The organism is Lactiplantibacillus daoliensis, assembly GCF_005405005.1.
GTDB lineage: Bacteria > Bacillota > Bacilli > Lactobacillales > Lactobacillaceae > Lactiplantibacillus > Lactiplantibacillus daoliensis.
Genome location: NZ_BJDH01000008.1, coordinates 101,868 through 127,969, shown reverse-complemented (window position 1 = coordinate 127,969; position 26,102 = coordinate 101,868). Strand labels below are relative to the sequence as shown.

Genomic DNA, 26,102 nt, shown 5'->3' with positions numbered 1-26,102 from the left:
ATAAATAGTACACAGTATGACACTGATTGTTCAATTATCGATTGATAAAGTTTTTTTGAAATGTGCAAATAAATATATCTAGTCCAAATTAACCGCGCTAATCGTTAAAGGGATAACGTATGCGAATGATGTTAAACACATTGGTCTATATTTAGTAATCATTAATCAACTAACCATAGTCGCAAAAATAACTGATAATTAATCGTTCATAGTATTAACGTTATTTAAACCGGTATTACTGTATCTTATATTCATTCGTGAAATGTCCTTAAAAAACGCGTAGCGCCGCCGTTAGGCCTATTTACATTTTTATTTATTCAGTTAAAATGTGAGGTGTAGATAAGTAATTGAGGTCACTGTTACTATCATTATTCGTTTGATAGTAACCAGTGTAATCGAAAATGGCCATTTTCAAGCCTGATTATGATTTAGTCTACGCTGCGGGCACATAGGGAAAATTACGATCGTCGGTCAAGTACTAACCTCGCTTGTGAGAGTTTTAGTTAGTGCTCGATGCAATAGCCGATATTTAGGGGTTAATTGTTAGACGAAAAGGATTCTTATGACGGGGATGACTAAGAATCCTTTGACTTTTAGCGGGGAGAATCGGAGATACTTGACCATAAGGGTGAAGTGACCACCGATTAGTATTTAAATAAAGCTTGTTATCATTATAATTCACAATCATTGATTGGACGATCGGTGATAAGGATTGAAGGAGGTGGTGATAAGAGCAAAGTGGCTATTAATGAAGAAGCCAGTAACTCAAACTTCGACTATAAGGATAAAGACACTATCCGTAAATCTGGTGGGGCTGATCGGCCTGTAGACACAAAAAAACACCAACCAAAGATGAGCGCTATGGAAACACCTGATTCTTACACTGGGCGTGTTAATTCTAATCAGGATAGTGACCATAATAATCGTTCATCATTGACTGATGTAATTCCGACTGCTGCAACCGATTTATCAGATGACGGGGCAACGTTACTTGCTTTCAGTGGCTTAATCACCTTAATGGAAGAAACGTTACTGGCACATCACGATTGAGCGTTATCAATCTTTTCACATAAGTTACGCTGTATCTCGGAGTTCGGAGCTCTCGAGTTACGCAAGAGACGAGGTAGCAAGGCTCAACTGAGACTTGTTAATCTCGTTTTTTTACTTAGGACTATTATATGACATTGACGTTATAAATAAAACATTATTTATAATAAATAATTTCTGACAGTGTCATTTTTAATGCAATTGTTATTTGAATCATTAGCTGAGTTTAAACGAAGTGAGTTGTTGACATCATTGAATTGAGGGGAGCGTGGTCAGAATGGATTTTTTAGATGCGGTTCGGTTAACACCTGCACAATCTATTCATGCAGTACAACCAGACGTGCTTTTTGATGAGTTGATCCATGATGCTGGATATGAGTATTTGAGAGGAAGCCAACGAGCCAGTTTACGGCAGTGGTCTCAACGCCGTGATGAACGAGATTTGGTAACGGTGATGGGTTCAGGAGTTGGCAAGGCTTTGGTTGGTTTGTTAGCTTTGCAATCTGAATTGAACCGAGGCGCAACGCCAGTTGTATATGTCTGTGCGGATGCGCGGCAGGCGCAGAATGTGGTGGAGACTGCTAAGCATCATAATTTACCGGTGACAGAGTACATCGAAGTTGCTGTGAAAGACGATGTACAGCCAGCGGCCAATCGGATTATTGTCACGACGATTGATCAAATTGTGGCACCAAAATCAATTTTTACCATGCCGGTATTAGAAAAAGTTGCCATGTTGGTCGTCGATGATGCCCCAGCCTGTTTACGCCAATTGCAGACTGCTATGACTTGGCGGATCGATCGGGAGAAATATCCGGAATGGTATGAACACTTGTTAACTTGGTTTGAAAATGAACCTCAGACGCAATCACCGATTATGTGGCAGGCGTTGCGGAAAGCGGTCTCGGCAGCGGTAGCGTTATCCGTGCCTTATTGGACACTGGCTAAGTATCAGGCACGTATTTTGGCAGGACCAGTGGCACCGCCAGCATGGATTCAAAATCTCGCTAATGTGGAGTGCTACATTGATCAAGCAGGCATTGAATTTCAACCACGACAATTACCGATTGAGCAGTTGCCGGTATTAAACGAAGCGGTACGGCGCTTGTTTTTGGTGACCAGTTTGACTACTGGGACGGATTTAGTTCAACAATGGGGATTGTCTCCCAGTAGTCTCTTGGCACCAATCGAAGTCAGATCAACGGGCGACGCTGGTGAAAAGTTGATTATTACGCCGCAACAATTTGATATCCAACTTAATGATTCACGAATGCGTAGTTATTTAAAATACTTATTTGAAAGTGGCTTGCTGACAACCAACTTGGTGATTATTGTGCCAACTGATGAGGCTGCAATTATTTGGCAAAAAATGGGAGCGAAGGTTTATCAATCGACTGATCAGAAGGAACTGATGGCCGATTTAACTGGGACTAAATTGATGATGGCAGTCGTCATTGATGGCTATCGTCACTTAGATTTGCGTGGTGCTGCCAGTCACTGCCTTGTCTTGGATGGGTTACCAAATCCTAATCGGTTAGCGGACCGCATTGCGTTACAACGAGATCCAGGGGCACGGGCCAAGATTAGGACTATTGTGGAGTTAATTGAAGCTGGGCTTGGGCGTACTGTCCGTTCTGGCGCGGATAGTTCATTAGTGTTCCTGTTAGGTGATCAGTTACAAGCGTTGACAGTGATGCCAGAGATTCAGGAACTATTTAGTCCTCAGACACGCGCGCAATTGCAGTTTTCACAGAAATTAGGAACTGCTATCAAAAAGACGAGTCGGACGGCTTCCGACATCACGATTAAGTTGAATCAGTTGATTAAGGCAGTTCTGACGAGAGATCCACGTTGGCGCGCAATTTATCATGAAAACATCAATTATAATTACCGCCAGATCAAATCGGTTGCCTATTGTTCGATAAAAGCCGCTCAAGCTGCACAGATTCGCCAAGCAAATCAACTGGCTTTGGCCGGTAAGTTTCAAGAGGCGGCTACTTTAATTAGTGAGGTGGCCCAGCCAACCGCCGCAACGCTTGAACAGCAGGCAACTTATCAGTATCAGATTGATCCGGCAAAGGCGTTAGTTATCCAAAAACAAGCCTACCGTGAAAATCCAGCTTATTTACGTCCAGCTGGAGTTGCGTATTTGCCAGTGCCTCGGCCTGAGTTAACGACGGGCAAGCGGCTCAAAGCCTATTTAGAAGCATTGAATTTTGATAACGGCAATGATTTAGCCATTTATTTCGAAGCACGGGTGATGCCATTAGATGTTAAGGCGGACTTTTTGACTGAAGATTTTCAGCGTGCGCTGGCTTGGGTTGGGATGTTGGTTGGTTTTGAAACGACTCGGCCAACTGTGGAAATGATTGCTGAGCCTTCAGAATTGTGGCGTGGCCTGAAACAGGATATTGTCTTTCAGATTAATTTACCGGATGATCCAGTAGGTGGTGCAGTGATGACGCAAGCTGCGATTGAGTGGTATCAAGCCGAATATGGTGACGCTTCGGCGCAACTCGTCCTGGTACAGACCAAGCGAACGCTGACGTTGCCAACCAATCTGATTAGAGCGACGCGAGTTCTGACTGCGACCAAGGTTGAAGAGTTAGTTAGAAAAATTGATTGCTTGGCTGAAAAGCTCAGTGCCCGAATGCCAAGCGAATGGACTGCGGATGCGTTAGAAAGTTTGATGCGTGCTGAAAAATTAACAATGGCCGATTTTGTAGAGAACTTTACGGTTCCCGCGCGAAAGGCTAAAAAGGTTAATCACGGCTAAGTTAAGCCATTCTCTTTAAATGTGGAATAGGCCATTACCATTATTCGAGAACGTTTCGATGGTAATGGCCTATTTTTTGGCAATAAAAAACCTTCGTACGGGAATACGAAGGTCAAAAGGAGTAGGTCAGCATGCAATTGGGGAATCACATGCTGAGAACCCAGTAAGCGTTTATTCATATAAGCGGGGGGACGTTCACATGCCGCTCACTGGGCTTGTCAGAGTTATTCGCTCTGACGGATTTCATTACTTTGGAGGAGTAAATGAAAAGAATGTTAATTGTTATAGTAGCAACCTTGGAGGGGAATCCTTAATTGCTATGAATATAATATAACAACGAAATATGAAGAAAGTGTGGCGATGGTTTTTCAAAATTGAGAAGACTTTCTTAAACTGGGCCAATTCGTTAAAAATAAAGTTATTTATAGATGGTTTTGGTCGAGAATAACGTCCGTCATTAAAATGTGACGTTATTAGGGCATAGAACGGCTGGCTGGATGCTTATTTAAACTATGATAAGTGAATAAAACAATTACATCCTTAATTGATATGCCAAATCGTGGTTATTGAAATGTAATTTCGTGAAGGCTTGATGGATAACAGTTTGCACCAAATTGCGTTTTTTCAAATAGTTGAGGTGTTGTATTAATTGACGATAATATTTCACATTAATTACTAGTCTAATTATATTGGCTAATCTTAATTAATTGAGTATCGATTCAATTATATTTATTGCGATAATTATAGACAAAAATAAAGTTAACGTTTAAAGGTAATAGTCGTCTGAGTCGACTATTGCCAGCGTAATCTAGTCCGCTTATACTCTAGTTGTACACAGCTGGAATAAACAACTAGCTGTTAGTTATTCGGCCTAACTTGGCACTAAAAATAGAATAAGGAGTGTACTGATCAATGAAAAAACTAATGACAGGTCTCGTATTATTTAGCATGACACTACTAGTGGCCCCGGTGAGCGTTAAGGCGGCGGATACGGGCACCGGAGAACCAGAATTGGCAACTGGGAGTACCAATGCAACAATCGAGTTCAAAGCCAGAGAAACGACCAACTTGATACCTGTGAATCCCAATAATCCTAATGAGATTGCGAAAGATCCAGAGTTGGGAAATGGGGACATAACCAATGTGCCTGCCGGCGCTTCGTTCGTGTATGTGACGAAAAATATGACATTTGGAACGACCGCACAAACCATTGATATGATTAAGCCCGTTTCGGTTGCGGCCAATGTTATGCTGAATGAACCGAAGGATAAACAGGCAAAAGCAGTATCGGATGATTGGAAAAATAATTTTATTGTGGAAATTGCGGATGGGCGTGGCATCGATGCAAAGTGGCATTTAAATCTGAGTGCAAGTCCTTTAACCTCTGGAAAAGACAATGTCACGGGTGCACAAATTAGTTGGCCAGGAAGTACGATCCATCAGAGTGGGGAACAAGCGACAACATCACGGGTTGATGGAGAAACTAAAGCGATTGATTTGAATGATCAACAGCAAGAAATATTAAAGGCAGAAGGTAGCAAAGCTGCTGGCTATACGACTGCACAGTTTGATCCTAGTCAAATTACTTTGAAGGTTCCCGCAAATAGTACTAAACCGGGCACGTACACGACAACGCTAAAGTGGACTTTGTCAGACGTTGCAACTAGTTAAAGCATTAAATGGAGTGTCGTAAGTAAGCGGCACTCTTTTACATAATGTGGGTAAATAATAAGGAGTAGGTTGAATGTTAATGAAGACGCGGTTTTGGGGAATCGTAAGTTTTGTTCTGAGCTTGCTATTTGGCCTGGCCTTTGCGCAAGTGAGTCGTGCAGCGACTGGTCCGAGCAATAATATTGGATTTAGTGTATCCGCCCAGTTGCCGTCTAATCAACTTAATAAGGACCATTCGTTCTTTGATTTAAAAATGACGGCTGGGCAGACGCAAACTTTGAAAACGACTATTTATAATGTAACGAAGCGTGACATGAAAATAAAAACTGGTATTCATACAGCTTATACCAACGATAACGGTGTGATTGATTATGTTAAGCAGGCCAAGACTTTTGACCCTTCACTAAAGTATCAGCTTGGACGCTTAACGAAGCTGACGGGAGAGAAGGTTGTCACCGTCCCAGCAGAAAGCTCAAAGGTCGTTGAAGCTCAGGTTAAAATTCCTAAAACAGATTTTCAGGGTGTGATGTTGGGTGGTTGGTATTTTGAAAAATTGGATGAGAAAGTGACAAGTGAAGTTCAAGATTCAATGAATGTTCATAGTCAATATTCTTATGTGATTGGGATGAAATATTCATTTGGAAAGGCACCAAATCCAGAGTTGCAGCTAGCTAAAGTTGGCCTAGGATTGAAAAATGCACATCAAGCCGTACTTTCGTCATTACGAAATGTTTCGGCCGTAATCGTGCCAAATTTAAACTTAGAAACAACTATTACTGATAAAGCCACAGGCAAAGTTGCTAAAAAAGAGAAAAAGTCGAACGTGCAGTTGGCACCCAATACAGTGTATTCTTATCCACTTTTGGTAGGTTCCTCGGGATTAAAGCCCGGTGATTATCATTTACAAATGACTGTTAAAAATAAGGCGCACCATTGGAAATTTGAGAAGGACTTTACGATTACGCCAGCAGCTGTAAAAAAATATAAACATCAATCAGTTGAAAATAGCGGTATCAGTCCGATTTGGTTAGTTCTTTGGGGTGCAATCGGCATGCTCATAGTTGTAGGACTAGTACTATGGTTTTTCTACTTTTTAAAAAGGCGGACGCATACTAAATAACCTTTACTGATTGAGGAGGGAAAAGAATGCGGGTCAAAATAGTGAAACAAATCCTTGTTTTGGTGATTTTTAGTTTTACATTTGCTTTCAATGGATTGGCAGGGCAGGCTGCGACTGATGAGATGAAAGATGTCATGAAAAATGGTACGTTCTTCGTTCAAAATAATGTGGAGCATGTGCAAGTATCGGATGGTTTAAAAGATAACCAAGCTTATCTGCTACAGGGAAAAGATTTTAAGTTGCTGCCTCAATGGATTTTAAAGGGAGTTAAGGCGAATTATGTTGATAAAAATGGCCGACTGACCGTGAATACAAAAAAAATAGAAATCACAGTTCGGGGCCGAATGACTTCGCATGATAATAACGGTAAGCTACAATTTAATTTTGCGCCGTTCAACTTTGCTTTATTGTCTAAAAAAAGTGGCAAATGGAGTCCTATACCTGCGACAAATAACCCGCGCGTGGAATTTAAAAATACTGATCTCGTAGCACTTGATGGTGTTTCAAGTGGAAAAGTCATCACCTTTGAAGTTGAGAATCTATCTAATTTAAGGGATCTGTTGCCTTTAAAAGTTGGCTTTAGTTTTGATGCCGTCAGTATCTCAAAGACAAATCCGAGTTATCTTGGCACGGTCGTATATTCACTTGGAACATTTAAAGCAGGTCAGCTAAATGCACCGACAATTAAGGATCCTGTTACCCCTCAGACACAAATAATAGAAGGAACAGGAACTGCAGGCAATCGAATTACTAGTAATATTAATTCTGAGGAGACAATAGTTGACGCAAATGGTAACTATAAGCTCGATTTGAAAGAAAATTTAGAAAAATCGTTGATCAAGGATAATGGTTTGACGATTACTGAAAGCAATCTCGAGGGAGACGCTGGATCAAAGACAATTAATCAAGTTAGTTTGTTGCATGCAGAACAAGATCAAGCATTTGATCTTGAAGATTCAGTTGACTTAACCTCTGATAATATTGCAGACGTGGTGGCCAAGAAGGCGCACATTAATGCCGAGAATACTAGCAATGTGGTATTCAAAAGTAGTTATAGCGAAGAAAAACTGAATGCTTTAATCGGACAATTAAAGCAAGGGGGAACGATTGAAATTCCAATCTATGCCCAGAAGAATGGCTATATTCAATCGAAGGTAATTAACGTGAAAGTCACTAAAAGTGTCGGCGCATTAGCGTTTAATCAAAGTGAAACTACTCTTGAGTTTGGTCAACAGCAGATTCCAATGGTGCCAACACGTATTTACCCAGACCGAGATTTCAAGATAACTGTAGACGATCATCGTAGTAAAAAGATTCCGTGGCAAATTTCAGCGGTAGCTAAAGGTTCAAATTCCAGCCTTGAAAATGATTTGACCCCGTTCTTATACTACGTGGACGAGCATTCCCAAAGTCAGTCGCTGGGTTCGAGCACGATTGTCTATCAAAAAGGGAAAGACACAACCGATCAAGAAACAGAAATCCTTTTTAGTGGTACGAATAAGAATAAGGACAGTGTCACACGAAGTCTATTTGTCAAGGCCATGCCGAACATGAAAATTGCCAAATATAGTACAACCATCGTGTGGACATTGGCAGATGTACCTTATTAATAACTAAGTACTGATGGAGATACTTATCGCATTCTATCAGTACTTTTTTAAGCTAATTGTAGTGTCAAATTCTTAAAATTGATTGGCTTCTCTAAGCGTTCAACCATTTTACCCATTAAAATCGCGTAAGAATTTTTGTTAACGTTTCCATCAACCTAGCATTTTTACCTAGAGCGTGTAAAATTAAAGGTGGTAAAACGTATTCATAAAGATAAATAGAGGAGTGTTTGCATGAACGAACAAGCTTGTACAACCATTTTAGTAGGTAAAAAGGCCAGCGTTGATGGCTCTACCATGATTGCCCGGAACGATGATACTTTTATGCCCATCACACCACAAAAGTTTATTGTCCATCCAGCGGTCCATGGCCGTCACGAAACGTTAACTTCTGGTAAGAACGGCTTTACAGCGCCACTACCCGAAGATGGCTACCGCTATCAAGGGGTACCTAACATCGAAGTTGCCGAAAAAGGTGTCTTTGAAGAAAATGGCTTTAACGAAAAGAACGTCGGCATTTCCTCAACTGAAAGTGTCTACGGGAACGAACATACTTTAACCTTTGATCCATTTGTTAAAAATGGTTTGGCTGAAGATTCACTCCCAACGATGGTCATTCCATTCATCAATTCCGCTAAAGAAGGGGTTCAATATCTAGGCAAGTTGATTGCTAAATATGGTTCACCCGAAGGTAATGGTGTCTTGTTCAATGACAAGAACGACGTCTGGTACATGGAAATCGTTACTGGTCATCACTGGGTCGCTCAACGGATTCCTGACGACGCATACGCCGTTGCTGCCAACCAAGTTGCGATCCAATGGGTCGACTTTGACGATCCTGACAACTTCATGTGGTCAGAAAATATTCGTGAATTCGTTGAAGAACACCATTTGAACCCTGACAAGGAAGGCTTTAACTTCCGTCACATTTTTGGGACTGATAATGAAAAAGACCGTCATTACAACACGCCACGTGTTTGGTATGGTCAACATTATTTCAACCCAGAGATCGAACAGGATCCACAATCAAGTGAACTCCCATTCATCTGTCATGCCACTAAATTGATTTCGGTTGCTGACGTAGAATATGTTTTAGGGTCACACTACAACGAAACGAAGTACGATCCATTTACTGATTCGCCGGAGGGTAAAAAGTTCCGGCCAATCTCAATGAACCGGACCCAAAATTCACATGTCATGCAGATTCGTAATGACGTCCCTGAAGAACAAAGTGCCATTATGTGGATGACTTTCGGGATGCCGTCATTTGCACCATATTTGCCATTCCATGCGAATGTTTCCGAAACAGATCCTAGCTTCGCCAACACGCCATTAACTTATGACCGGAAGAGTGCTTACTGGTTATACCGGACTGTGTCAATGATCGTGGAATCACATTACGCTGATTTTGTTCAAGAAGACATTGATTACTTGAAAGAATGCCGGATGGAATTAGGGCAATTTGTCGCTGACACGGATGCCAAAGCAGCCAAGTTGTCAGGTGAAGAATTGACAAAATTCTTGACTGAACAAGATAAGCAGATGGTTGCTGACATGCGTGACAAGGCAGAAGACTTAATCAGTCGTCTGATCACTAAAGGGTTAACGCTATCGAAGTTAACTTATAACGTTGATATCAACCTTTAAGATTTTCGTTTCATCAGTAAGTGTGTATAATTAAGGTACCAATCCAAAGGGGTGATCTGAAATGGATGAAAATGTCTTATTTAATCCGGGTGACGCAATTTCCGAATCCCATGATTATAACGAAGCATTACGTAGTGCGGATATTTACAATGCGCAACAAGGTCGCAAACGCGGGCTCTTGATTGCGAAACCGCTAGAAGAAGATCATGGCTTCTCAGTCTTTTATGCGGATGATCTCATTTCGGCGGATGGTCCTAAACCAGACGCACGAAAGTACCACATCGAAAAACGTTTATAAACGGTCACTAAAATGGCTCGCCAATGATAATAATTGGCGGGCCATTTTTTAAATCTCATTTGTTTCCGGATGTACTGGAAAAAGCAGATATTGTTGAGAAATGGTTCCTGCAACATAATTGATTCATAAATTAACCAGGAGATGTTCACATGGAATTGAAAACGCTATCAGAATTTCCATCTGATTTTTTATGGGGAGCCGCAATTTCTTCGTTTCAGGCAGAAGGAAATTGGAAAAAGGATGGTCAAGGCCCATCTGTGATTGATCAAACGCGTAAGGAAGACCGTACAACTAATTTTGATGATGGCGTCGATTTCTATCACCGTTATCATGAAGATATCCAGCTGATGAAGGAATTGGGACTAAAAGCTTTTCGATTATCGATTTCTTGGACGAGAATTTTTCCCACGGGTAATGGCAAGCCGAATCTGGCGGGAATTGAATTTTATAAGAACGTTGTTCATGAATTGAAACAAAATGGTATTGAGCCAATCGTGACCATCTATCATTTTGACTATCCAACTCAATTGGTTGAACAGTATGGTGGCTGGTTGTCCAGAAAGAGTATCCAAGATTATGAGAATTATGCGACTTATCTTTTTGGAGCTTTAGGTGACGAAGTTAAGTATTGGATTACGATTAATGAACAAGATCATGTGATTAAAATGCCAGAAAGACTTGGTATTGGCGATGGGGAGGCTGATTTTAGCAATTACAAGCAGGAAGCCTATGTTGCTAATCATAATATGTGCGTGGCGTCTGCGCGGGTTATTGCAAGGTGCCACCAGCTATTACCGAATGCCAAAATTGGTCCAGCACTTTCTTATCAAGCCTATTATCCGGCGACAGATCAACCGGAAGATGTATTAGCAGCTGACGATTTAGCCACCTTGACACAAAACTATATATTGGATTTGCAGTGCCGAGGACACTATAACCCGATATTCAAAAAATATTTAGTGGATCGGGGTATTTTTCCAGATTTTCCAACAACTGATTTGGCGCTCTTAAAGCATAACCGACCAGATTTTATTGGGATTAATTATTACTCAACTGATGATGTGTCATCTTTGAGCGCGCAAGAAAAGTTTGGCAAAACCGAAGGGCTACCAGTGCCAAACAAAGAATACGGCATTTACACCAAGACTAAGAATCGAACCTTGCCGACAACTAAGTGGGGATGGACGATTGATAGTGTCGGCTTAAGGATTGCGTTACAACGGCTATATCATGACTATGAATTGCCTATTCTGATTACTGAAAATGGGTTTAGCAATGAAGAAAGTTTGGAAAAGCGTGCTGGCGTCACAACAGTATCAGATTTAAAGCGAATCTCATATTTACATGATCATATTAAAGCAGTCCACGAAGTCATTAGTAGTGGTATTCCGGTGTTAGGGTATTGCGTTTGGACACTCATGGATGTGATTAGTGGTCACAGTGGTATGAATAAACGATATGGTTTGATCTATGTCGATCGTGATAATGACAATTTGAAGACCCTACAACGGATCAAAAAAGCTAGTTTTTATTGGTATCAAAGTGTCATTAAAGCAAATACTGAGGAGGTTGGAGAAGATGGAATCGAATAGTTGGTTGTCCAAGTTCCAAGCGGCAATGCAAAAATGGGTCGAACCAATTGCGGGTAAAATGAGTCAGAGTGTCATTCTGACCGCAATCAAAGAAGGGATGATTTCTTCATTACCATTCTTAATTTTGGGCTCATTATTTAGTATTATTGTTAATTTTCCCTATGCGCCATTTGTCAATTGGTTAGCAGCAAATCATTTAACGAGTTACTTAAATTTGCCGTACCAATTTACCATGAATAGTTTAGCAATTATCGTTGCCTATTTCACAACGCGTAGTTATTGTAAGAGCAAACACGTTGATAATGTTATTCCTGCGATTTTATCAGTGATGAGTATTTTTATTTTAGCCCCACTCAAGATGATTAAGATTAAAGGTGTGGCGACACCGTTTATTCCATTCGACAACATTGGTGTTAAAGGGTTGTTTTTGGCACTGATTGTTTCAATTATTGTGGGTGAGCTTTATAGCCGTATTATTAAAGCCAATTGGACGATTAAAATGCCAGACAGTGTACCGTCGACAATTGGTGAGTCGTTCAAGTCATTAATCCCAGTTGTTTTGATTGCGACATTGATGACCTTGGTGCGGTTTGCGTTTAGTTTTACAACTTATGGTGATTTGAACAGTGCCATCTATACCTTACTTCAAGTGCCTTTGGTAAAAATTGGAACCTCGCCATGGGCAATATTATTAGTCGTGTTATTAAATAGTTTATTCTTCTTCTTTGGTATTCATTCAATGGCCATTAATTCGATCGTGATGCCAATTTTATATACCCTAGATTTTCAAAATTTAGCTGCCTACCATGCAGGAAATGCGATTCCTAATATTATTACGTGGCGGTTCTTCTATATGACGAGTAAGATTGGTGGGACGGGCTGTGCGCTTGGGTTATGTTTGTTCTTGGCTTTCTTTGCTAAATCTAAACAATTCAAGACACTCGGTCGGATTTCTTTACCAGCTGTCATTTTTAATACCGATGAACCAGTTATTTTTGGGATGCCCATTGTTTTAAACCCAATTATGTTTATCCCATTTGTCGTTGCACCTTTGGTTAGTTTTGGCGTTTCATACTTAGCGACGTTAATTGGCTGGGTGAAACCAATTATTGGGTTGGCATTACCAGAACAAACACCAGTACTGATTAATGGCTTTTTACAATCAGGTCCCGCGTTTGTTATACTTCAAATTGTGATGATAATTGTGACCTCAATTATTTATTTGCCATTTGCTAGAATTGCAGATAATCAGGCCTTAGCACAAGAACAAGGTAATCAAGAATAGGGTGACACGGTGGTTTGACTGATGACGTGTTGCTGTAAGGGATGATAGCGATGCTGAATCGTCAGCGACAAATTTTAACGGCTTTCAATCAAGAAGCTAACTATCTATCGAGTCAGCAATTGGCCGAAAAGTTTAATGTGTCATCAAGAACAATTACGAACGATATTCGAAGCATCAATGCTAATTTTTCAAGTCAATTAGTCATTTATGATAAGGAAAAGCGAGCTTACTTTATTGAAGACGCCGCAAGATTGGTGAAGGTAGTTGCTTCTGAAGAATTCGGTGATGATCATTTAGCCTTAGCCAAGGATTGGCCATTCTTAATATATTGGTATTTATATACCAAGGATGAACAATGTACGATTCAAAATTTAGAAGATACGCTACACATTTCAGTTTCATTGATCAATCGGACGCTTAAAAAATTGAAAATAGTTTGCCGTCCATGGCACGTCAGGGTCCAAGGAAATAAACAAGGGGTTATTTTGATTGGTAATAAGCTTTGGTTGGACTTTGCTTTAGCACAATTGACATTGCCGCGGATTAATCGGCGCATTGATAATTTATATTTGAAAATGATCTTTAAAAGTCAGGTGAGCAAGCCACAGTTAAAACGGTTATTAAGCCAATTAGTTGAGGATTATCAGCGATTGACTGGAATTCGGTTGCCAGATACGGAGTCATATGTTGCCTTGGTCTTTTACTTGTTGTCGACTAATTCAAGTGACGTGGAAAATTTCAGCTTGCAGGCTATGTCAGTCGAAAGACAGCAATTTATCACCGAATATTTACGATTATCACCTGTGAATAATGTGATGCAACTGCATGGTGACTATCAAGACTTTTTTGAAAAATATAAAAATAGTGAAAATGACACCGTGTATCGGCTCGCTTTGACTAATTTTCAATACCATGAACAAGCAATACTAAATATTTATTTTCCAGTTCATGAAATAACAGATTCCTTGAAACAGCCGTGTCCGTTTACAATTTATGATATTGACCGACCCTTTGTAAAATTTCTTAATGAAGGAACCTTTACGCGCAATCAAGGTAAAGCTAAAGTTATTATTTATACGAACGATTTAGTGGCAGGATATCAGTTGCAGACACAACTGGCAGCTGTTTTACAGCCGCACATTCCAATTGTGATCTGTAATAATATGTTTAAATTAGACGAGTTGATCCAACCGCATGAACATATATTCTTTATTTCTGATCAGTTACGGATTCGTTCTAATGAACTTTTAAATGATATTAGTTTCTTTGAAATTCATACTCTCGCTGATCCTAGTAATTTAGCAGATTTTATTAAGGTAATCAGTCAAACAATTTATCAGGCAAAATAAAAGGAAGCTCGAATTTCGTGTTATGAATTCAGGCTTCCTTTTATTTTAGTAAAGTACTGTTTATAAATCGCCGGCGTCTTTCAAACGTTTCTCTAACAAGTAGGCGTCCATATAGCCAAATGACAATTCGACCACTGAGTCCAGTTCGATTAAGGTACCAACGCGATTAATTTGGTTATCGTCTTCCACGTTATAAAAAATAAAGTGGCCGTTGGTAACCGTACCTGGATAACCAGTCATGTCCGGTAACATCGGATTTTCAGTTGTGAGGTGTAAGAGGTTATTGAAGTTACTTGCCTGTCGCAATTGTGCTTCAAATAAATCGGTCGTGCCATCAAATAAACGTTCATCGTTCAAAACGGGTTGAACATTCAATTCATATTGTTGATTCAATTCGATAAAGCCACGCATCGTTTGCAAGTAGTCTGATTGGATCGTGACCGATTCAATTAGAGAACGTCGGCAGAGCGTGTAGCCACCAAATTGGCCGGTCATATCGACCAAATTGATGACGACACTGTCAGCGTTCAACGTGTTGACGAAACCAACGAAGAACATGTCGGAGCCATCGGCGGAACGAATGGCAATGAGATCGTGTTTAGCTTGGGCATTCACCAAGCTATCATTGATCGCATGAGCGCCGGTAGCCTTAATGGCATCAACGTGATGGTAAGCTGTTTTCACATAGGCACTTTCAAGCAATAACTCATTTCCGCGGAATTCAATAATATTGACCGCATCGTAATTGAGCGCGCGGGACTTTTGTTGACTATAGTTAAATTTATCAAATGGCATGAAATCGAAGGTATCTTCCGCTAGTCCCTGTACCTGACCCTCTAAGTAGTTGTCGTTATTAGCAACGACTAACAGGATGATCTGTTGCTGGGTCAAAGCGTCCGCTAAAATCTGGGACAGTTCGGCGTGTTCGGCGTTGAAATGAACCGGGGATTGTGGCACGGTACTTAAGCCTTCCGTATCAGCATTTTCGATGCGAAAAGCCATGTTATCTAAATCTTCACTCATCGTTTCCACTTCGTCAATGACGCGGTAGCGCATGAAAACTGCGCCGTCTTGAAGCCCAGCGTCGTCGTAAGTGTTCAGGACGACGCCATCGGGTGCCAGACTGTCAATATAGCCGGTGTAAACCACATCGCTATTGGCTTGGTAGAGATTGATAAGGTGGGCCTGTTGTTCGGCCAATTGTAAATCTTCCATAATTGAACTCATCTGGTAACCCCCTTCATTGTTATCGTTTAATCATAGCACGTTTTACTAGGGAACCGTTGCTTTTAGTCTGTTTTCTATTGGTTAAAAAAGTGAATTTTATCGGTAAAATAGCCAATTGCTTGATATATATCTAAAAGATATATATACTGGTGAAGTTCTAGAAGTAAGGTGATTAAAAATGTATGAATTATTTATTTTAGGTCAATTAATGGATCGACCAATGACCGGTTATCAATTGCGTAAGGCACTGATCAGTGTGGTCGGGCAAGAGTTGACGATTAGTTTTGGTGCCCTTTATCCATTATTAGACAAATTAGCCGCAGCGGATGAGTTAACCTTGGATTTCAAGGCGACCACGAGCAAACGCCCCCAGAAAGTGGCGACACTGACGGAAACAGGTCAGCAACATTTCTGGCAGTTGATGATGGCGGCAGTGGGGTTGAATAAACAAACCCAATTGACGTTTCAGATCAAACTGAACTTTTTACATTTGTTGACGTTGCCGCAGCAGTTAACCGTCTTAGCTGACTTTCAAGCCTTTGCCCAAGGTCAGTTAACTAGATTGGCCGAACATCAGTTACAGTTACAACATAATGTCCATATGGTCGCGGCTGATATCACCGATGCTTTATTGGTGAATGAGCTACAAACTGTCCGAGCACAGACACAGTTTGACTGGGTCACTCGGCTAATTCAAACAAAGAAGGAAGCAGAAATATGAAAACACCCTCATTTGCGGCTGATCCCCAAATCCAAAAACGGCGTTGGTGGATCTTAGTTGCCGTCTGTTTATTTACATTTATGTCGACCCTGGATGGTAGTATCGTCAATATTGCTTTGCCAGTGATGAGTAAGTCGCTGGCGATTCCAATGAATCAAGCCGAATGGGTCGTCTCAATCTATTTGATTATTATTTGTGCGTTATTGTTATTATTTGGGAAATTAGGCGATTCTCACGGCAAGATTCGGATCTTTAAAATTGGGTCTGTCTTATTCACGGTTGGGTCACTGTTGTGTGGATTTAACTCTGGTCTGGTGATGTTGTTGGTTGCCCGAAGTCTACAAGCGGTTGGTGCCGCAATGACGATGAGTGCGAATAACGGGATTATTACCGAAGTCTTTCCCTTTCAAGAACGTGGTCGCGCATTGGGCATGATTGGTTCTTTTGTCGCGTTGGGGAGTATTGCCGGACCTGGGATTGGTGGCCTGATTTTAGCTCATTTAAGCTGGGGATATATTTTCTGGATAAACGTGCCTGTGGGAATTTTAGCAATTATCTTGGGCCAGATCATTTTGCCAAAAGACATTACGATGAGTAAGCAGCCGATTGATAAGCCTGGCGCTGTCTTATTTGCGGTCATGATGGTCAGCTTGTTTGCCGGCGTCTTTATCGGCCAAGAAATTGGATTTACGAAGCCGATTATTCTGGGTGCGTTTGTCATTGCAATTATTGCCACAGTGATTTTTGTCCGGGTTGAGTTACATCATGATAATCCAATTTTAGCGCTGCAACTATTTAAAAATTCGCGTTTTTCAATTAGTATTCTCTGTGCGTTTCTGATCTTCGTGGCAAATTTCTTCTTTAATGTTATTTCACCATTTTACTTGGAAAATGCCCGTGGCTTAGCTGCCAATTATGCTGGTTATGCTTTAATGACATTCCCAATTGTTCAAGTAATCGTGGCGCCAATCGCTGGTGCAATCTCTGACAAAATTGGGCCAGAACTATTAACATTTATCGGGTTGGTCTTGATTACGTTGAGTCAGATTGGCTATATGTTTGCTAGTTTGACGACGCCGCTATGGTTCTTCATGTTCTTCATTGGACTGGTCGGTTTCGGAAACGGGATCTTCCAAGCGCCAAATAATTCGATTGTCATGAGCTCAGTTGAGGTGAAAGACTTAGGTGTCGCTGGTGGGATTAACGCCTTAGCGCGCGAACTCGGGATGATTATCGGGATTTCACTAGCAACGACAGTTTTATTCTCAGCGATGAGTCAGTCGGCTGGGTATAAAGTGACGTCATATTTACCGGCTCACCCAGAAGTTTTTATTGACGGGATGCGGGTTGCGTTCATGGTTGCACTCGTAATTTGTTTGATTGCAACCGTGATTACGGGCATACGTTTGTTAAAACGGCAACGTGCTTAGCTGTGAAAAAAAGCTGTTTTTGCCACTCTGGGTGAATCAGAATTGGCTGGAACGTGGTAGCCGCGTTTCCGAGCCAAAGTGCGGTCTCGTAAGCCGGGCTTTATCTAAGTCGCAAAACCAGCAACTAAGATAAATAACACCACTGAGCCAATTCTGACTCACCCGACGTTGAATAGCCGTTTATTTGGAATTTGCGTCATAACTATTTAGTCGAGAGGTTGGCACCTAAAAGGCTCAGCCGTGAAGTTGTCCTTAGTACGGTGGTTTTCCGGACTTAGGACAAGGCCAGTTTTAAAGACCGCCTTTTGGCTTTAAAATGGTCCACGGCGTTCCAGCCTTTTAGATGCCGACCGGCAGGCGGAAATCAATAATGTAACCACTGAAAAAAATGACCTGTGACGACTCAAGCGAGTCATCGCAGGTCATTTTAGTTGTCTAAAATAACTGATCATTAGCCACGGAAATAGCCATAGCTACCTAGAATAACGAGCACGTAACCCGCGGCAATCACGAGTGAAAATAACATGCTACTGCCTTGTTGGAGTCCACGGGCCTTGCAGAACCGTAGACAACCGCTAGTTAAGCTTGCAAGTGCGAATCCAATCAGGATGACACTTGCGGTGCGGCCCCATTTACCTAAGAGGGCCGTCCCGACACTGATAATGGTTAAAATAACGATTAAAGCGAATCGTCCTCGACTTGTCAGCTTTTGTTGCATAAAAATCATCCCACCATAATTAGTTGACGCATTAAACGTTCTGTTTAGTAAAATTCTACCATGGTTATACTAATTTTGCCAAGAAAATTCGAGAAATCCCTTTGTTTTAGTGGAATCTTAAGTCAGAGACAGTTACCGCAATATTGCGTAATTTATTTTTTTCGATAATTATTTGTTGATTGCTATATGTGATAAAACGTAACATTTAATTAGTGAAAGTCACTAAATTAACATATGGGCAGGCTTTAAAAACATATAAAAAGGCAAAAAATTAAAAAATAATGAGCAAACCTCATAATTAATGTTATAATTTCTTACATCAAATGGTACGGATGGGAGTTGTTATTATGAGTGCTGCAAATTCAACGTTCTTAGTTTTATCAAGTATATTGGTCTTGTTCATGACTCCCGGTTTAGCTTTTTTCTATGGGGGGTTAGTTTCTAAACGCAACGTTGTCAATACAATGTTATCAGTTTTTATGATTTGTGGCTTAGCCATTCTACTCTGGATTTTAGTTGGTTATTCGCTATCGTTTTCGGGTAACTTAGGTGGTGTCGTGGGAGATTTGAAGTCGGTTTGGTTACATGGGGTCAACTTGGCCGCACTGACGCCAACGAAAATTCCAACCGGACTCTACATGATTTTTCAGATGATGTTTGCAATTATTACACCGGCCTTGTTTGTTGGGGCAGTCGTTGGGCGAATTCGTTTTAAGTTTTTATTATCGTTTATTATTTTCTGGTCAATTTTGATTTATTATCCAATGGTGCATATGGTTTGGGACAACGGCTTCCTAGCCCATTTAGGCGTGATCGACTTTGCTGGTGGAACGGTCGTGCATATCAATGCCGGCATCACAGCGTTAGTCCTTTCAGCCTTTTTAGGACCACGATACAACTATGGAAAAGGTGAAACGCAACATTACAACATTCTCTGGGTTTTACTTGGAACGGCCATTCTGTGGATCGGCTGGTATGGGTTCAACGCCGGTTCTGCTTTAGCAATGAATGGTGTGGCGATTCAGGCCTTTTTGACCACAACGGTGGCGACGGCGACTTCGATGATGACTTGGATGGTCATTGATATGATTACCAAAGGAAAACCAACCTTAGTTGGCGTTTGTACTGGGACCTTGTGTGGCTTAGTTGCGATTACCCCAGCTTGTGGTTATGTGACCACGACCGGGGCCTTCTGGATTGGCATGATTGCGACGATGACTAGTTACGCCTTTATTACATTACTCAAGCCACGATTAGGAATTGATGATGCCTTAGATGCCTTTGGTTGTCATGGGGTTTCCGGTATCATGGGGAGTATCATGACCGGATTATTTGCGACCAAAGCGGTTAATTCAACGGTTACAATCAACGGTCTATTTTATGGCGGTGGGTTCAAGTTATTTGGGTTACAACTGCTGGCGACAGCATTTACAATCGCTTTTACGACTGTGATGTGCATTGCGATTATTGTTCTGTTGAAACGCGTGGTTAAAATGCGAGTTGATGTTGACGAAGAAAAACTCGGCTTGGATCAAGGTGAGCATGGTGAAGTGGCGGATTATACCGTGTCGATGAGTTCTGAATTGAGCGATATTCAAACGCACAGTAACGAATTTCAAGGTCAACTGGCAAAGTTAATGGCTAATCACGAAAGGTTCCGCTGATGATGTTTAAGAAGACTGGTACGAGGTCACAGTTTAGTGACGTTGTGCTAGTCTTTTTTTTGCTGGTCCAATGTTAGTTATGACTATTAATACCGTGATAATTGAACCATGAATGCTTTTATTAATGACGATGATTGAATACTAGCTCACAGTGCTTAGATTGAATTTAAATAATTACTAATTTTATGAAATCCTTAGTTTTCCGGGGTTACAGCCGGTTAGTAAGCTTAACGAATGAGACCTTGTCTTAATCTTATAAAGTACAGGCGTGGTAACTTTTGGGTATCAAGTGAGTAGTGCTTGCTTGGTAATAAACTGAATGGAGGAGAATGAAGATGCGCAAGTTTTGGCGATTTATATTATTCGCGGTGACTGGCTTAGCGCTGATGGTATTTAGTCCACCTGTGATTGGGCAAGCACGCGAAATTACCGAAGCCATTGGCTTAGATGTCAATAGTGCAGTGATTAAAGATAGTACTGGTAAAGTTTACACGCACGATGAAGTCTTACCGCCTGGCGAATACGAGGTCGACTATAGTTGGAGCATTCCCGATAGTGCCAGTGTTAAAAAGGGCGATACCATGACGTTTGAGCTACCACCCAATATTAATGTGCCGGAACCGGATGATTTCACCTTGTATGCAGCCAGTGGTTCTGGTTCGATTGGGACTGCTCATATTAATCAAGGTGCGTCGTATGGTGTGATTACACTAAATAGCAGCCTGCAATATCGGACGAACCGACATGGTTGGATCAAGGTTGGTGTGGAGAGCAAAGTTGCGGGTTCTGTCAGCATGACGAAATCGGCAAGTTGGTCTAATCCAGAAACGCCAACAGTGATTGATTGGCGGGTTGTCGCGCAACCCAATGATGGGACGACGATGAAGAATCCTGTGATCAAGGATACTTTTAGCAGCAACCAAAAGTATATTGCTGGGAGTGCCGAAGCCACGGATGCGGCCGGTCAAACGATCCCAGTTGCGGTGACAACGAGCTACTTTGGCAATAGTGTCACATTCAAGTTGACTGGATCATACACTGGTAACATTGTATTGTCGTATCAGACACAGACCAAACTACCGACGGGTGCGGACACGTTTACTAACAACGCCGTTTATTCGGATGATGGTGGCTATAAGGATTCGGCGACCGCTTCGATTGATCGTGAGGCTGAGCCGGAAAATCCAGAGCCAGAAACGCCTAATGAAACTGAACCGATAACGATGTCTAAGTCAGTTAGCTGGGCTGATCCGAACGACCAGACGAAATTGAATTGGTCGATTAAGGTTAATGATAATGGGAATACTTTGGTTAACCCCCAAATTGTGGATCATCTCAGTCCTAACCAAACTTATGTCACTGCCAGCGCCAAACTGGTTAATTCTTTAGGGGAATATCAGTTAGTGACTGTTAGTACCAGTGGTAATTCGATTGTTTTCATGGCGGTTGGTTCCTTCACCACTAGTTTACATTTGACGTATCAAACGACGCCTAATGCGGCCAGTGGCCTAGAAACATTTACCAATAACGCTGACTACACGGATGACAGTGGCAACAAGGCGAGTGCTAACGCCGATATTGACCGGACCGTTGAGCCGACCCCTAATCCGATTGGGTTAACGAAGTCGGTTGCTTGGACTGATCCGAATGATAAAACCAAGTTGAACTGGTCGTTGGCGGTGGCTGCCAATGGGAACAAATTAGTTAATCCGTCGATTGTCGATAAGATGAGTGGTAACCAGACTTACGTTGGTGGCAGTGTCAAAGCGATGACGGCGTCTGGTGCAACAATTCCGGTGACGGCGACGCCAAATGGGACGGAGTTATCGTTCCAACTTAGCGGAACTTATACTGAGGATTTAAAGCTGACCTATCAGACGACGACTGATGAAGCTGGTACGGCAGCGACATACACTAATATTGCTTTTTATGTCGATGAAGCTGGTAATCGTGCTTCCGCCAATGCGGCAATCGAGCGTGAAGCGACACCAGTGCCTAAAGTACCAATCAGTATGACCAAGACAGCTGCTTGGGCTGATCCAACTGATCCAACGAAGATCAAGTGGATGCTTGACGTCGATGCTAATGAGAATACGTTAGTCAACCCAGTTGTTACCGATGTGTTAAGTCCAAATCACACTTATATTGATGGGACGGCGGAAGTTCGTGATCTTACCGGACCGTTACCATTTACCGTGACAGTTGATGGATCGAAGCTAGTCTTTAAGATTAGTGGCGATTATGAAACTGATCTGGAAATCAAGTATCAGACTCAAACGACCACGCCAACTGGGGCAGCAACCTTTGATAATGTCGCTGTGCTTGACGATGAGAATAATAACCATGCGGAAGCTAATGCGTCGATTGACCGTGAAGCGCCGCCAGTTAAGGATCCCATCGAAATGACGAAAACCGCTACTTGGGTTGATCCAGCCGATCAGACGAAGATTAACTGGCAATTACAAGTTACGGCCAATGGCAATCAGATGATTAATCCGGTGATTACGGATCAGTTGAGTACTAATCAAACCTATGTTGCTGATAGCGCCAAAGTTATTGATGCGACTGGGCAAAACGTTCCCGTAACGGTCAGTGTTGCTGGTAGTCAGCTGACGTTTGCGTTTAAAGGAACTTTGACGAGTGACCTGACGTTAACGTATCAGACCACGACTAATGCGCCAACCGGTGAAGAAACCTTTGATAATGCGGCAGTCTTCACTGATGATAATGATAATCATGCGGAGACTGACACATCGATTGACCGTGAAGCCCCACCTGAGGAACCTGAAAAAGTTCCGATTGAGATGGCGAAGACTGCAACTTGGGTTGATCCAAATGACCAGACGAAGATTAACTGGCAATTGCAAGTAACCACGAACAAGAACCTATTGAAGAATCCGGTGATTACGGATTTGCTGGCTGGTGAGCAGACCTATGTCGCTGACAGTGCGAAAGCTGTTGCGGCGGATGGTACGGTGATGCCAGTAACGGTTACGGTAACTGGTAATGAGTTGAAATTTAGCTTTTCTGGTGAGTATGGCAGTGATTTCACACTGACGTATCAGACCACAACGAATTCACCGACTGGTGCGGCAAATTATGCGAATGTGGCGGTGCTGGATGATGACGACAATAATCATGCGGAGGCAAATAGTTCGATTGATCGTGAAGCGCCACCGGTTGAACCAGCCAAAGAGCCAATCACAATGGCTAAAACCGCGGTCTGGAGCGATCCAAACGATAAAACGAAGATTAATTGGCAACTCAAGGTTACGGCCAATGGCAACCAATTAGTTAATCCAGTGATTACTGACGTATTGAGTGATAACCAGACTTATGTTGCCGATAGTGTGAAAGTTGAGACTGCCGATGGGACTACGGTGCCCGTCGTTGCAACAGTCACCGGCAATATTTTGACGATGAAACTCAGCGGTAGCTTGACCAGTGATCTGACGGTAACCTATCAGACGACAACTAATGAGCCAACGGGTGCGGCAGTCTTTGCAAACGCGGCCGAATTCGAAGACGATAATGGTAATCACGCTGAAGGTGGTAGTTCGATTGATCGTGAGAATCCACCGGTTGAACCGATTAGCGATCCAGTCACCATGACTAAAGTGGCTGCTTGGGCCGATATGAATGATCGGACGAAGATTAATTGGACTTTAGCGATTGCGGCGAATGGCAATGAGCTCGCTAACCCAGTGATTACGGATGAACTTAGTGATAATCAAACTTATGTGGCAGAATAGTGCCAAGGCCGTTGATGAAGCTGGCCAGACGGTAGCTGTGACTGTCAGTGTGACTGGTCAGATGGTGACCTTTAAGTTTGCCGGAACATTTACTACGAACTTGAAGCTGACGTATCAGACGAAGACGAATACGCCAACTGGCGCTGCAGTCTTTGACAATGCCGCGCTTTACAGCGATGACAACGGCAATAACGCGAGTGCGAGTGCGTCAATTGATCGTCCAGCGGTAGTGCCTCAGCCAACACCAACGCCTAAACCAAATCCAGGGAAACCTGAACCTGGCACACCGGGGACAACGCAACCTGCAACACCAGGTCCTGCGCAGCCAGGAACGACTAATCCCAACACGACTAAGCCAACCAATCCGGGTACAACCGGCAAACCTGGTGCAGGTCCGACTACGCCAGTTCAACCAGCGCAGCCAGGAGCTAAACCGGGTGTGACACCAGCAACGCCAAATGTGACGACGCCGAAAGTACCAACACCATATAATCCGACACCTGGTCGTTTGCCACAGACTAGTGAACGTCGTAATACGGTTATTGATACGATTCTTGGTGTCTTAGCACTGTTGTTAGGCTTAACACTAGGGTATTTTGATTATCGACGGCGACTATTGTAATTTAGAAAGGTGGATTGCCCTATCGCAACCTCAACCCAATACCAACAAGCTTGTTTAGCAAGTTGGCATCACGCCCGACGATTTTGACATTGCTTAGCAATGCTAGAATCGCCGGGTTGTTTTTGTCTTGGTAACAAAAGGGCAAAAGGCTCACAAACGTAGCAATTACGTCTAAAGTAGGACTCATTCAAATATAGCGCTCCGTCAGTCAAAATCGGTGTGCTGTGGGGGACAACGCCAGCCAAAGTGCGGTCTGGCGCCTCACTTCAAAGCCGGAAAATCACGTCTTTGAAGTGCCCCGCAAAATTAGTCAGCCAAGAACGCCGCCTAATCTTGCCGACACTGCACACCGATTTCGACTGACTCCGCTAAGCGTAAATAACAGATTTATCCAAAAAAGAACTACTGACTTAGTTGGAGGTTGTTGCCGATAGTATCGGATGTGCAGGTGGCGTTTGACCGGCATTTTTGCCGGCCTTACACCACGGACGGTTCGGGAGATTTGCGGTTTTTGCAAAGCTTCCGGGCGAGGTTCAAGACGTTCCTAAGGCTTGAACCGGTCCCTCGTCCGCATGTTATCAGCAACAACCGGAAGCGGCAGTAATCGATTATTTCTCATCGTCCGATTGTTGACGTAGTAGCGCAGATACAAAATTTTCAACTTACAACCTTTAGTTGGAAACAAAAAACGCCACGATGATAGTGACGTTGTGGGAAGGATGAAACGTACCAGTGAATTAACGATTGTTGTTCTCAGGTATTATTCTTCAAATAACTGACTAACCGTGCCAGTCGCTTCGTCGCCGAGGATAGCGTTAGTCACTAAGTGGTCAAAATAGGACGTTTCGACCACCCCGGCGAGAGTTGCAAACTCAGTGTTCAAAGCTGTTAAATGGCTATAACTTGGGAAATGACAATCAATCAAAAAATTGCCGTTATCGGTCAATGTCATGCCATCACGATTAGCCGCAGTACGGATGCTGGCTTGACCGCCGTGTTCAGTAATGGCGCGCATCACGAGCGCAAGCGCTTTAGGTAAGACTTCGAGCACGAGGGGCGTCTTGGGGTCAAATTGCTCTTGAACGAGTCTTGATTTGACGGTTAATAGCCAGTAGTTATCTGCCAAAGTGGCAATGATTTTTTCGTTGGTATGGATGCCGCCGCCACTTTTTAAGGCTGAGCCATGCGTATCAAGCTGGTCGCAACCGTCAAAAGCAATATCGACTCGATCACAATATTGTGGATCAATGACGGTATAACCTAAAACGGTTGCCAGCTGGCGTGTGGTTGGTGATGGTGTGACAACTTGAATGTCATTCACATGATTAGCAGCTTCTTTGACGAGTTCGGCAACAGTCGACCCACCACCAAAGCCGACGATCATGCCGGGTTTGATTAAAGGTAAAGCCTGCTGTACGATGGCTTGTTTGATAGACATTAATGATCACTCCTGAAATATAGTGAGTCGCCATGGGTTGTTTCGGACGACTGAGATGAACTGATTCCATGATAGCACTAGCCTTCAGAAAGCGCGATTAACTTACAAGTAGTTAGTAATTAATAGACTTATTTTATG

Annotated in this window: 18 protein-coding genes; 15 read left to right on the top strand and 3 right to left on the bottom strand. The window is 42.4% G+C overall.

Translation table 11 applies throughout. The features are described from left to right. The first annotated feature begins 738 nt into the window (after positions 1–738). The 10 genes from FFM64_RS10145 to FFM64_RS10100 all read left to right on the top strand — a co-directional run bounded on the left by FFM64_RS10145 (position 739) and on the right by FFM64_RS10100 (position 14,392). Positions 739–1,050 (top strand): hypothetical protein, encoded by a 312-nt coding sequence (locus tag FFM64_RS10145; RefSeq protein WP_137607905.1) that lies wholly within the window; start codon positions 739–741, stop codon positions 1,048–1,050. Between the two features lie 274 nt (positions 1,051–1,324). After that, on the top strand, positions 1,325–3,823 hold the full coding sequence (locus FFM64_RS10140; RefSeq protein ID WP_137607904.1) for a hypothetical protein: 2,499 nt from the start codon (positions 1,325–1,327) through the stop codon (positions 3,821–3,823). Between the two features lie 912 nt (positions 3,824–4,735). Then, positions 4,736–5,494 carry a WxL domain-containing protein gene (locus FFM64_RS10135; RefSeq protein ID WP_137607903.1) on the top strand — a complete coding sequence of 253 codons (759 nt, stop codon included), beginning with the start codon at positions 4,736–4,738 and terminating at the stop codon, positions 5,492–5,494. Positions 5,495–5,567: 73 nt separating this feature from the next. Then, positions 5,568–6,614 (top strand): WxLIP family cell surface protein, encoded by a 1,047-nt coding sequence (locus tag FFM64_RS10130; protein ID WP_171000386.1) that lies wholly within the window; start codon positions 5,568–5,570, stop codon positions 6,612–6,614. A 26-nt stretch (positions 6,615–6,640) separates the two neighbouring features. Next, the gene (locus tag FFM64_RS10125; protein WP_137607902.1) at positions 6,641–8,224 is read left to right on the top strand and encodes a hypothetical protein; all 1,584 of its coding nucleotides are present in this window, start codon (positions 6,641–6,643) and stop codon (positions 8,222–8,224) included. A 231-nt stretch (positions 8,225–8,455) separates the two neighbouring features. Beyond that, complete coding sequence (locus tag FFM64_RS10120; protein ID WP_137607901.1) at positions 8,456–9,868, top strand: C69 family dipeptidase; 1,413 nt, start codon at positions 8,456–8,458, stop codon at positions 9,866–9,868. A gap of 61 nt (positions 9,869–9,929) precedes the next feature. Further along, complete coding sequence (locus tag FFM64_RS10115; RefSeq protein WP_137607900.1) at positions 9,930–10,166, top strand: hypothetical protein; 237 nt, start codon at positions 9,930–9,932, stop codon at positions 10,164–10,166. Between the two features lie 149 nt (positions 10,167–10,315). After that, positions 10,316–11,758: a glycoside hydrolase family 1 protein gene (locus tag FFM64_RS10110; RefSeq protein WP_137607899.1), complete on the top strand. Its 1,443-nt coding sequence runs from the start codon at positions 10,316–10,318 to the stop codon at positions 11,756–11,758. Next, positions 11,745–13,043: a PTS sugar transporter subunit IIC gene (locus FFM64_RS10105; RefSeq protein WP_137607898.1), complete on the top strand. Its 1,299-nt coding sequence runs from the start codon at positions 11,745–11,747 to the stop codon at positions 13,041–13,043. The genes FFM64_RS10110 and FFM64_RS10105 overlap by 14 nt, the downstream gene beginning before the upstream one ends. A gap of 50 nt (positions 13,044–13,093) precedes the next feature. After that, positions 13,094–14,392, top strand: coding sequence for an HTH domain-containing protein (locus FFM64_RS10100; protein WP_171000384.1), 1,299 nt, complete (start codon positions 13,094–13,096; stop codon positions 14,390–14,392). Positions 14,393–14,452: 60 nt separating this feature from the next. Here the strand turns inward: FFM64_RS10100 and FFM64_RS10095 are convergent, their stop codons facing one another. Further along, positions 14,453–15,619 (bottom strand): hypothetical protein, encoded by a 1,167-nt coding sequence (locus tag FFM64_RS10095; RefSeq protein ID WP_137607896.1) that lies wholly within the window; start codon positions 15,617–15,619, stop codon positions 14,453–14,455. A 178-nt stretch (positions 15,620–15,797) separates the two neighbouring features. On the opposite strand from FFM64_RS10095, the gene FFM64_RS10090 reads away from it, so the two are divergent. After that, the gene (locus FFM64_RS10090; protein ID WP_137607895.1) at positions 15,798–16,340 is read left to right on the top strand and encodes a PadR family transcriptional regulator; all 543 of its coding nucleotides are present in this window, start codon (positions 15,798–15,800) and stop codon (positions 16,338–16,340) included. Beyond that, entirely contained in the window at positions 16,337–17,770 is a 1,434-nt protein-coding gene (locus FFM64_RS10085; protein WP_137607894.1) for an MFS transporter, read from the top strand. Before FFM64_RS10090 ends, FFM64_RS10085 begins: the two co-directional genes overlap by 4 nt. A gap of 451 nt (positions 17,771–18,221) precedes the next feature. On the opposite strand, the gene FFM64_RS10080 is transcribed toward FFM64_RS10085, so the two are convergent. After that, positions 18,222–18,488 (bottom strand): DNA binding protein, encoded by a 267-nt coding sequence (locus tag FFM64_RS10080; RefSeq protein WP_137607893.1) that lies wholly within the window; start codon positions 18,486–18,488, stop codon positions 18,222–18,224. A 347-nt stretch (positions 18,489–18,835) separates the two neighbouring features. Between FFM64_RS10080 and FFM64_RS10075 the strand changes: the two genes are divergently transcribed. From FFM64_RS10075 to FFM64_RS10065, 3 genes are all read left to right on the top strand, one after another. Next, positions 18,836–20,152, top strand: coding sequence for an ammonium transporter (locus FFM64_RS10075; protein WP_137607892.1), 1,317 nt, complete (start codon positions 18,836–18,838; stop codon positions 20,150–20,152). A gap of 335 nt (positions 20,153–20,487) precedes the next feature. Then, a complete protein-coding gene (locus FFM64_RS10070) occupies positions 20,488–23,904 on the top strand; it encodes an Ig-like domain-containing protein (RefSeq protein ID WP_171000382.1) in 3,417 nt (1,138 codons plus the stop codon). Then, complete coding sequence (locus FFM64_RS10065) at positions 23,876–24,526, top strand: hypothetical protein (protein WP_171000381.1); 651 nt, start codon at positions 23,876–23,878, stop codon at positions 24,524–24,526. Before FFM64_RS10070 ends, FFM64_RS10065 begins: the two co-directional genes overlap by 29 nt. Positions 24,527–25,286: 760 nt before the next feature. Here the strand turns inward: FFM64_RS10065 and rpiA are convergent. Further along, the gene (rpiA, locus tag FFM64_RS10060; protein ID WP_137607889.1) at positions 25,287–25,964 is read right to left on the bottom strand and encodes a ribose 5-phosphate isomerase A; all 678 of its coding nucleotides are present in this window, start codon (positions 25,962–25,964) and stop codon (positions 25,287–25,289) included. Between the last annotated feature and the right edge of the window lie 138 nt (positions 25,965–26,102).

Excerpts from the sequence above, each read along its gene's own strand:
- FFM64_RS10140 (WP_137607904.1), top strand. The coding sequence starts at position 1,325 with ATGGATTTTTTAGATGCGGTTCGGTTAACACCTGCACAATCTATTCAT.
- FFM64_RS10135 (WP_137607903.1), top strand. The coding sequence starts at position 4,736 with ATGAAAAAACTAATGACAGGTCTCGTATTATTTAGCATGACACTACTA.
- FFM64_RS10130 (WP_171000386.1), top strand. The coding sequence starts at position 5,568 with ATGTTAATGAAGACGCGGTTTTGGGGAATCGTAAGTTTTGTTCTGAGC.
- FFM64_RS10125 (WP_137607902.1), top strand. The coding sequence starts at position 6,641 with ATGCGGGTCAAAATAGTGAAACAAATCCTTGTTTTGGTGATTTTTAGT.
- FFM64_RS10120 (WP_137607901.1), top strand. The coding sequence starts at position 8,456 with ATGAACGAACAAGCTTGTACAACCATTTTAGTAGGTAAAAAGGCCAGC.
- FFM64_RS10115 (WP_137607900.1), top strand. The coding sequence starts at position 9,930 with ATGGATGAAAATGTCTTATTTAATCCGGGTGACGCAATTTCCGAATCC.
- FFM64_RS10110 (WP_137607899.1), top strand. The coding sequence starts at position 10,316 with ATGGAATTGAAAACGCTATCAGAATTTCCATCTGATTTTTTATGGGGA.
- FFM64_RS10105 (WP_137607898.1), top strand. The coding sequence starts at position 11,745 with ATGGAATCGAATAGTTGGTTGTCCAAGTTCCAAGCGGCAATGCAAAAA.
- FFM64_RS10100 (WP_171000384.1), top strand. The coding sequence starts at position 13,094 with ATGCTGAATCGTCAGCGACAAATTTTAACGGCTTTCAATCAAGAAGCT.
- FFM64_RS10095 (WP_137607896.1), bottom strand. The coding sequence starts at position 15,619 with ATGAGTTCAATTATGGAAGATTTACAATTGGCCGAACAACAGGCCCAC.
- FFM64_RS10090 (WP_137607895.1), top strand. The coding sequence starts at position 15,798 with ATGTATGAATTATTTATTTTAGGTCAATTAATGGATCGACCAATGACC.
- FFM64_RS10085 (WP_137607894.1), top strand. The coding sequence starts at position 16,337 with ATGAAAACACCCTCATTTGCGGCTGATCCCCAAATCCAAAAACGGCGT.
- FFM64_RS10080 (WP_137607893.1), bottom strand. The coding sequence starts at position 18,488 with ATGCAACAAAAGCTGACAAGTCGAGGACGATTCGCTTTAATCGTTATT.
- FFM64_RS10075 (WP_137607892.1), top strand. The coding sequence starts at position 18,836 with ATGAGTGCTGCAAATTCAACGTTCTTAGTTTTATCAAGTATATTGGTC.
- FFM64_RS10070 (WP_171000382.1), top strand. The coding sequence starts at position 20,488 with ATGCGCAAGTTTTGGCGATTTATATTATTCGCGGTGACTGGCTTAGCG.
- rpiA (WP_137607889.1), bottom strand. The coding sequence starts at position 25,964 with ATGTCTATCAAACAAGCCATCGTACAGCAGGCTTTACCTTTAATCAAA.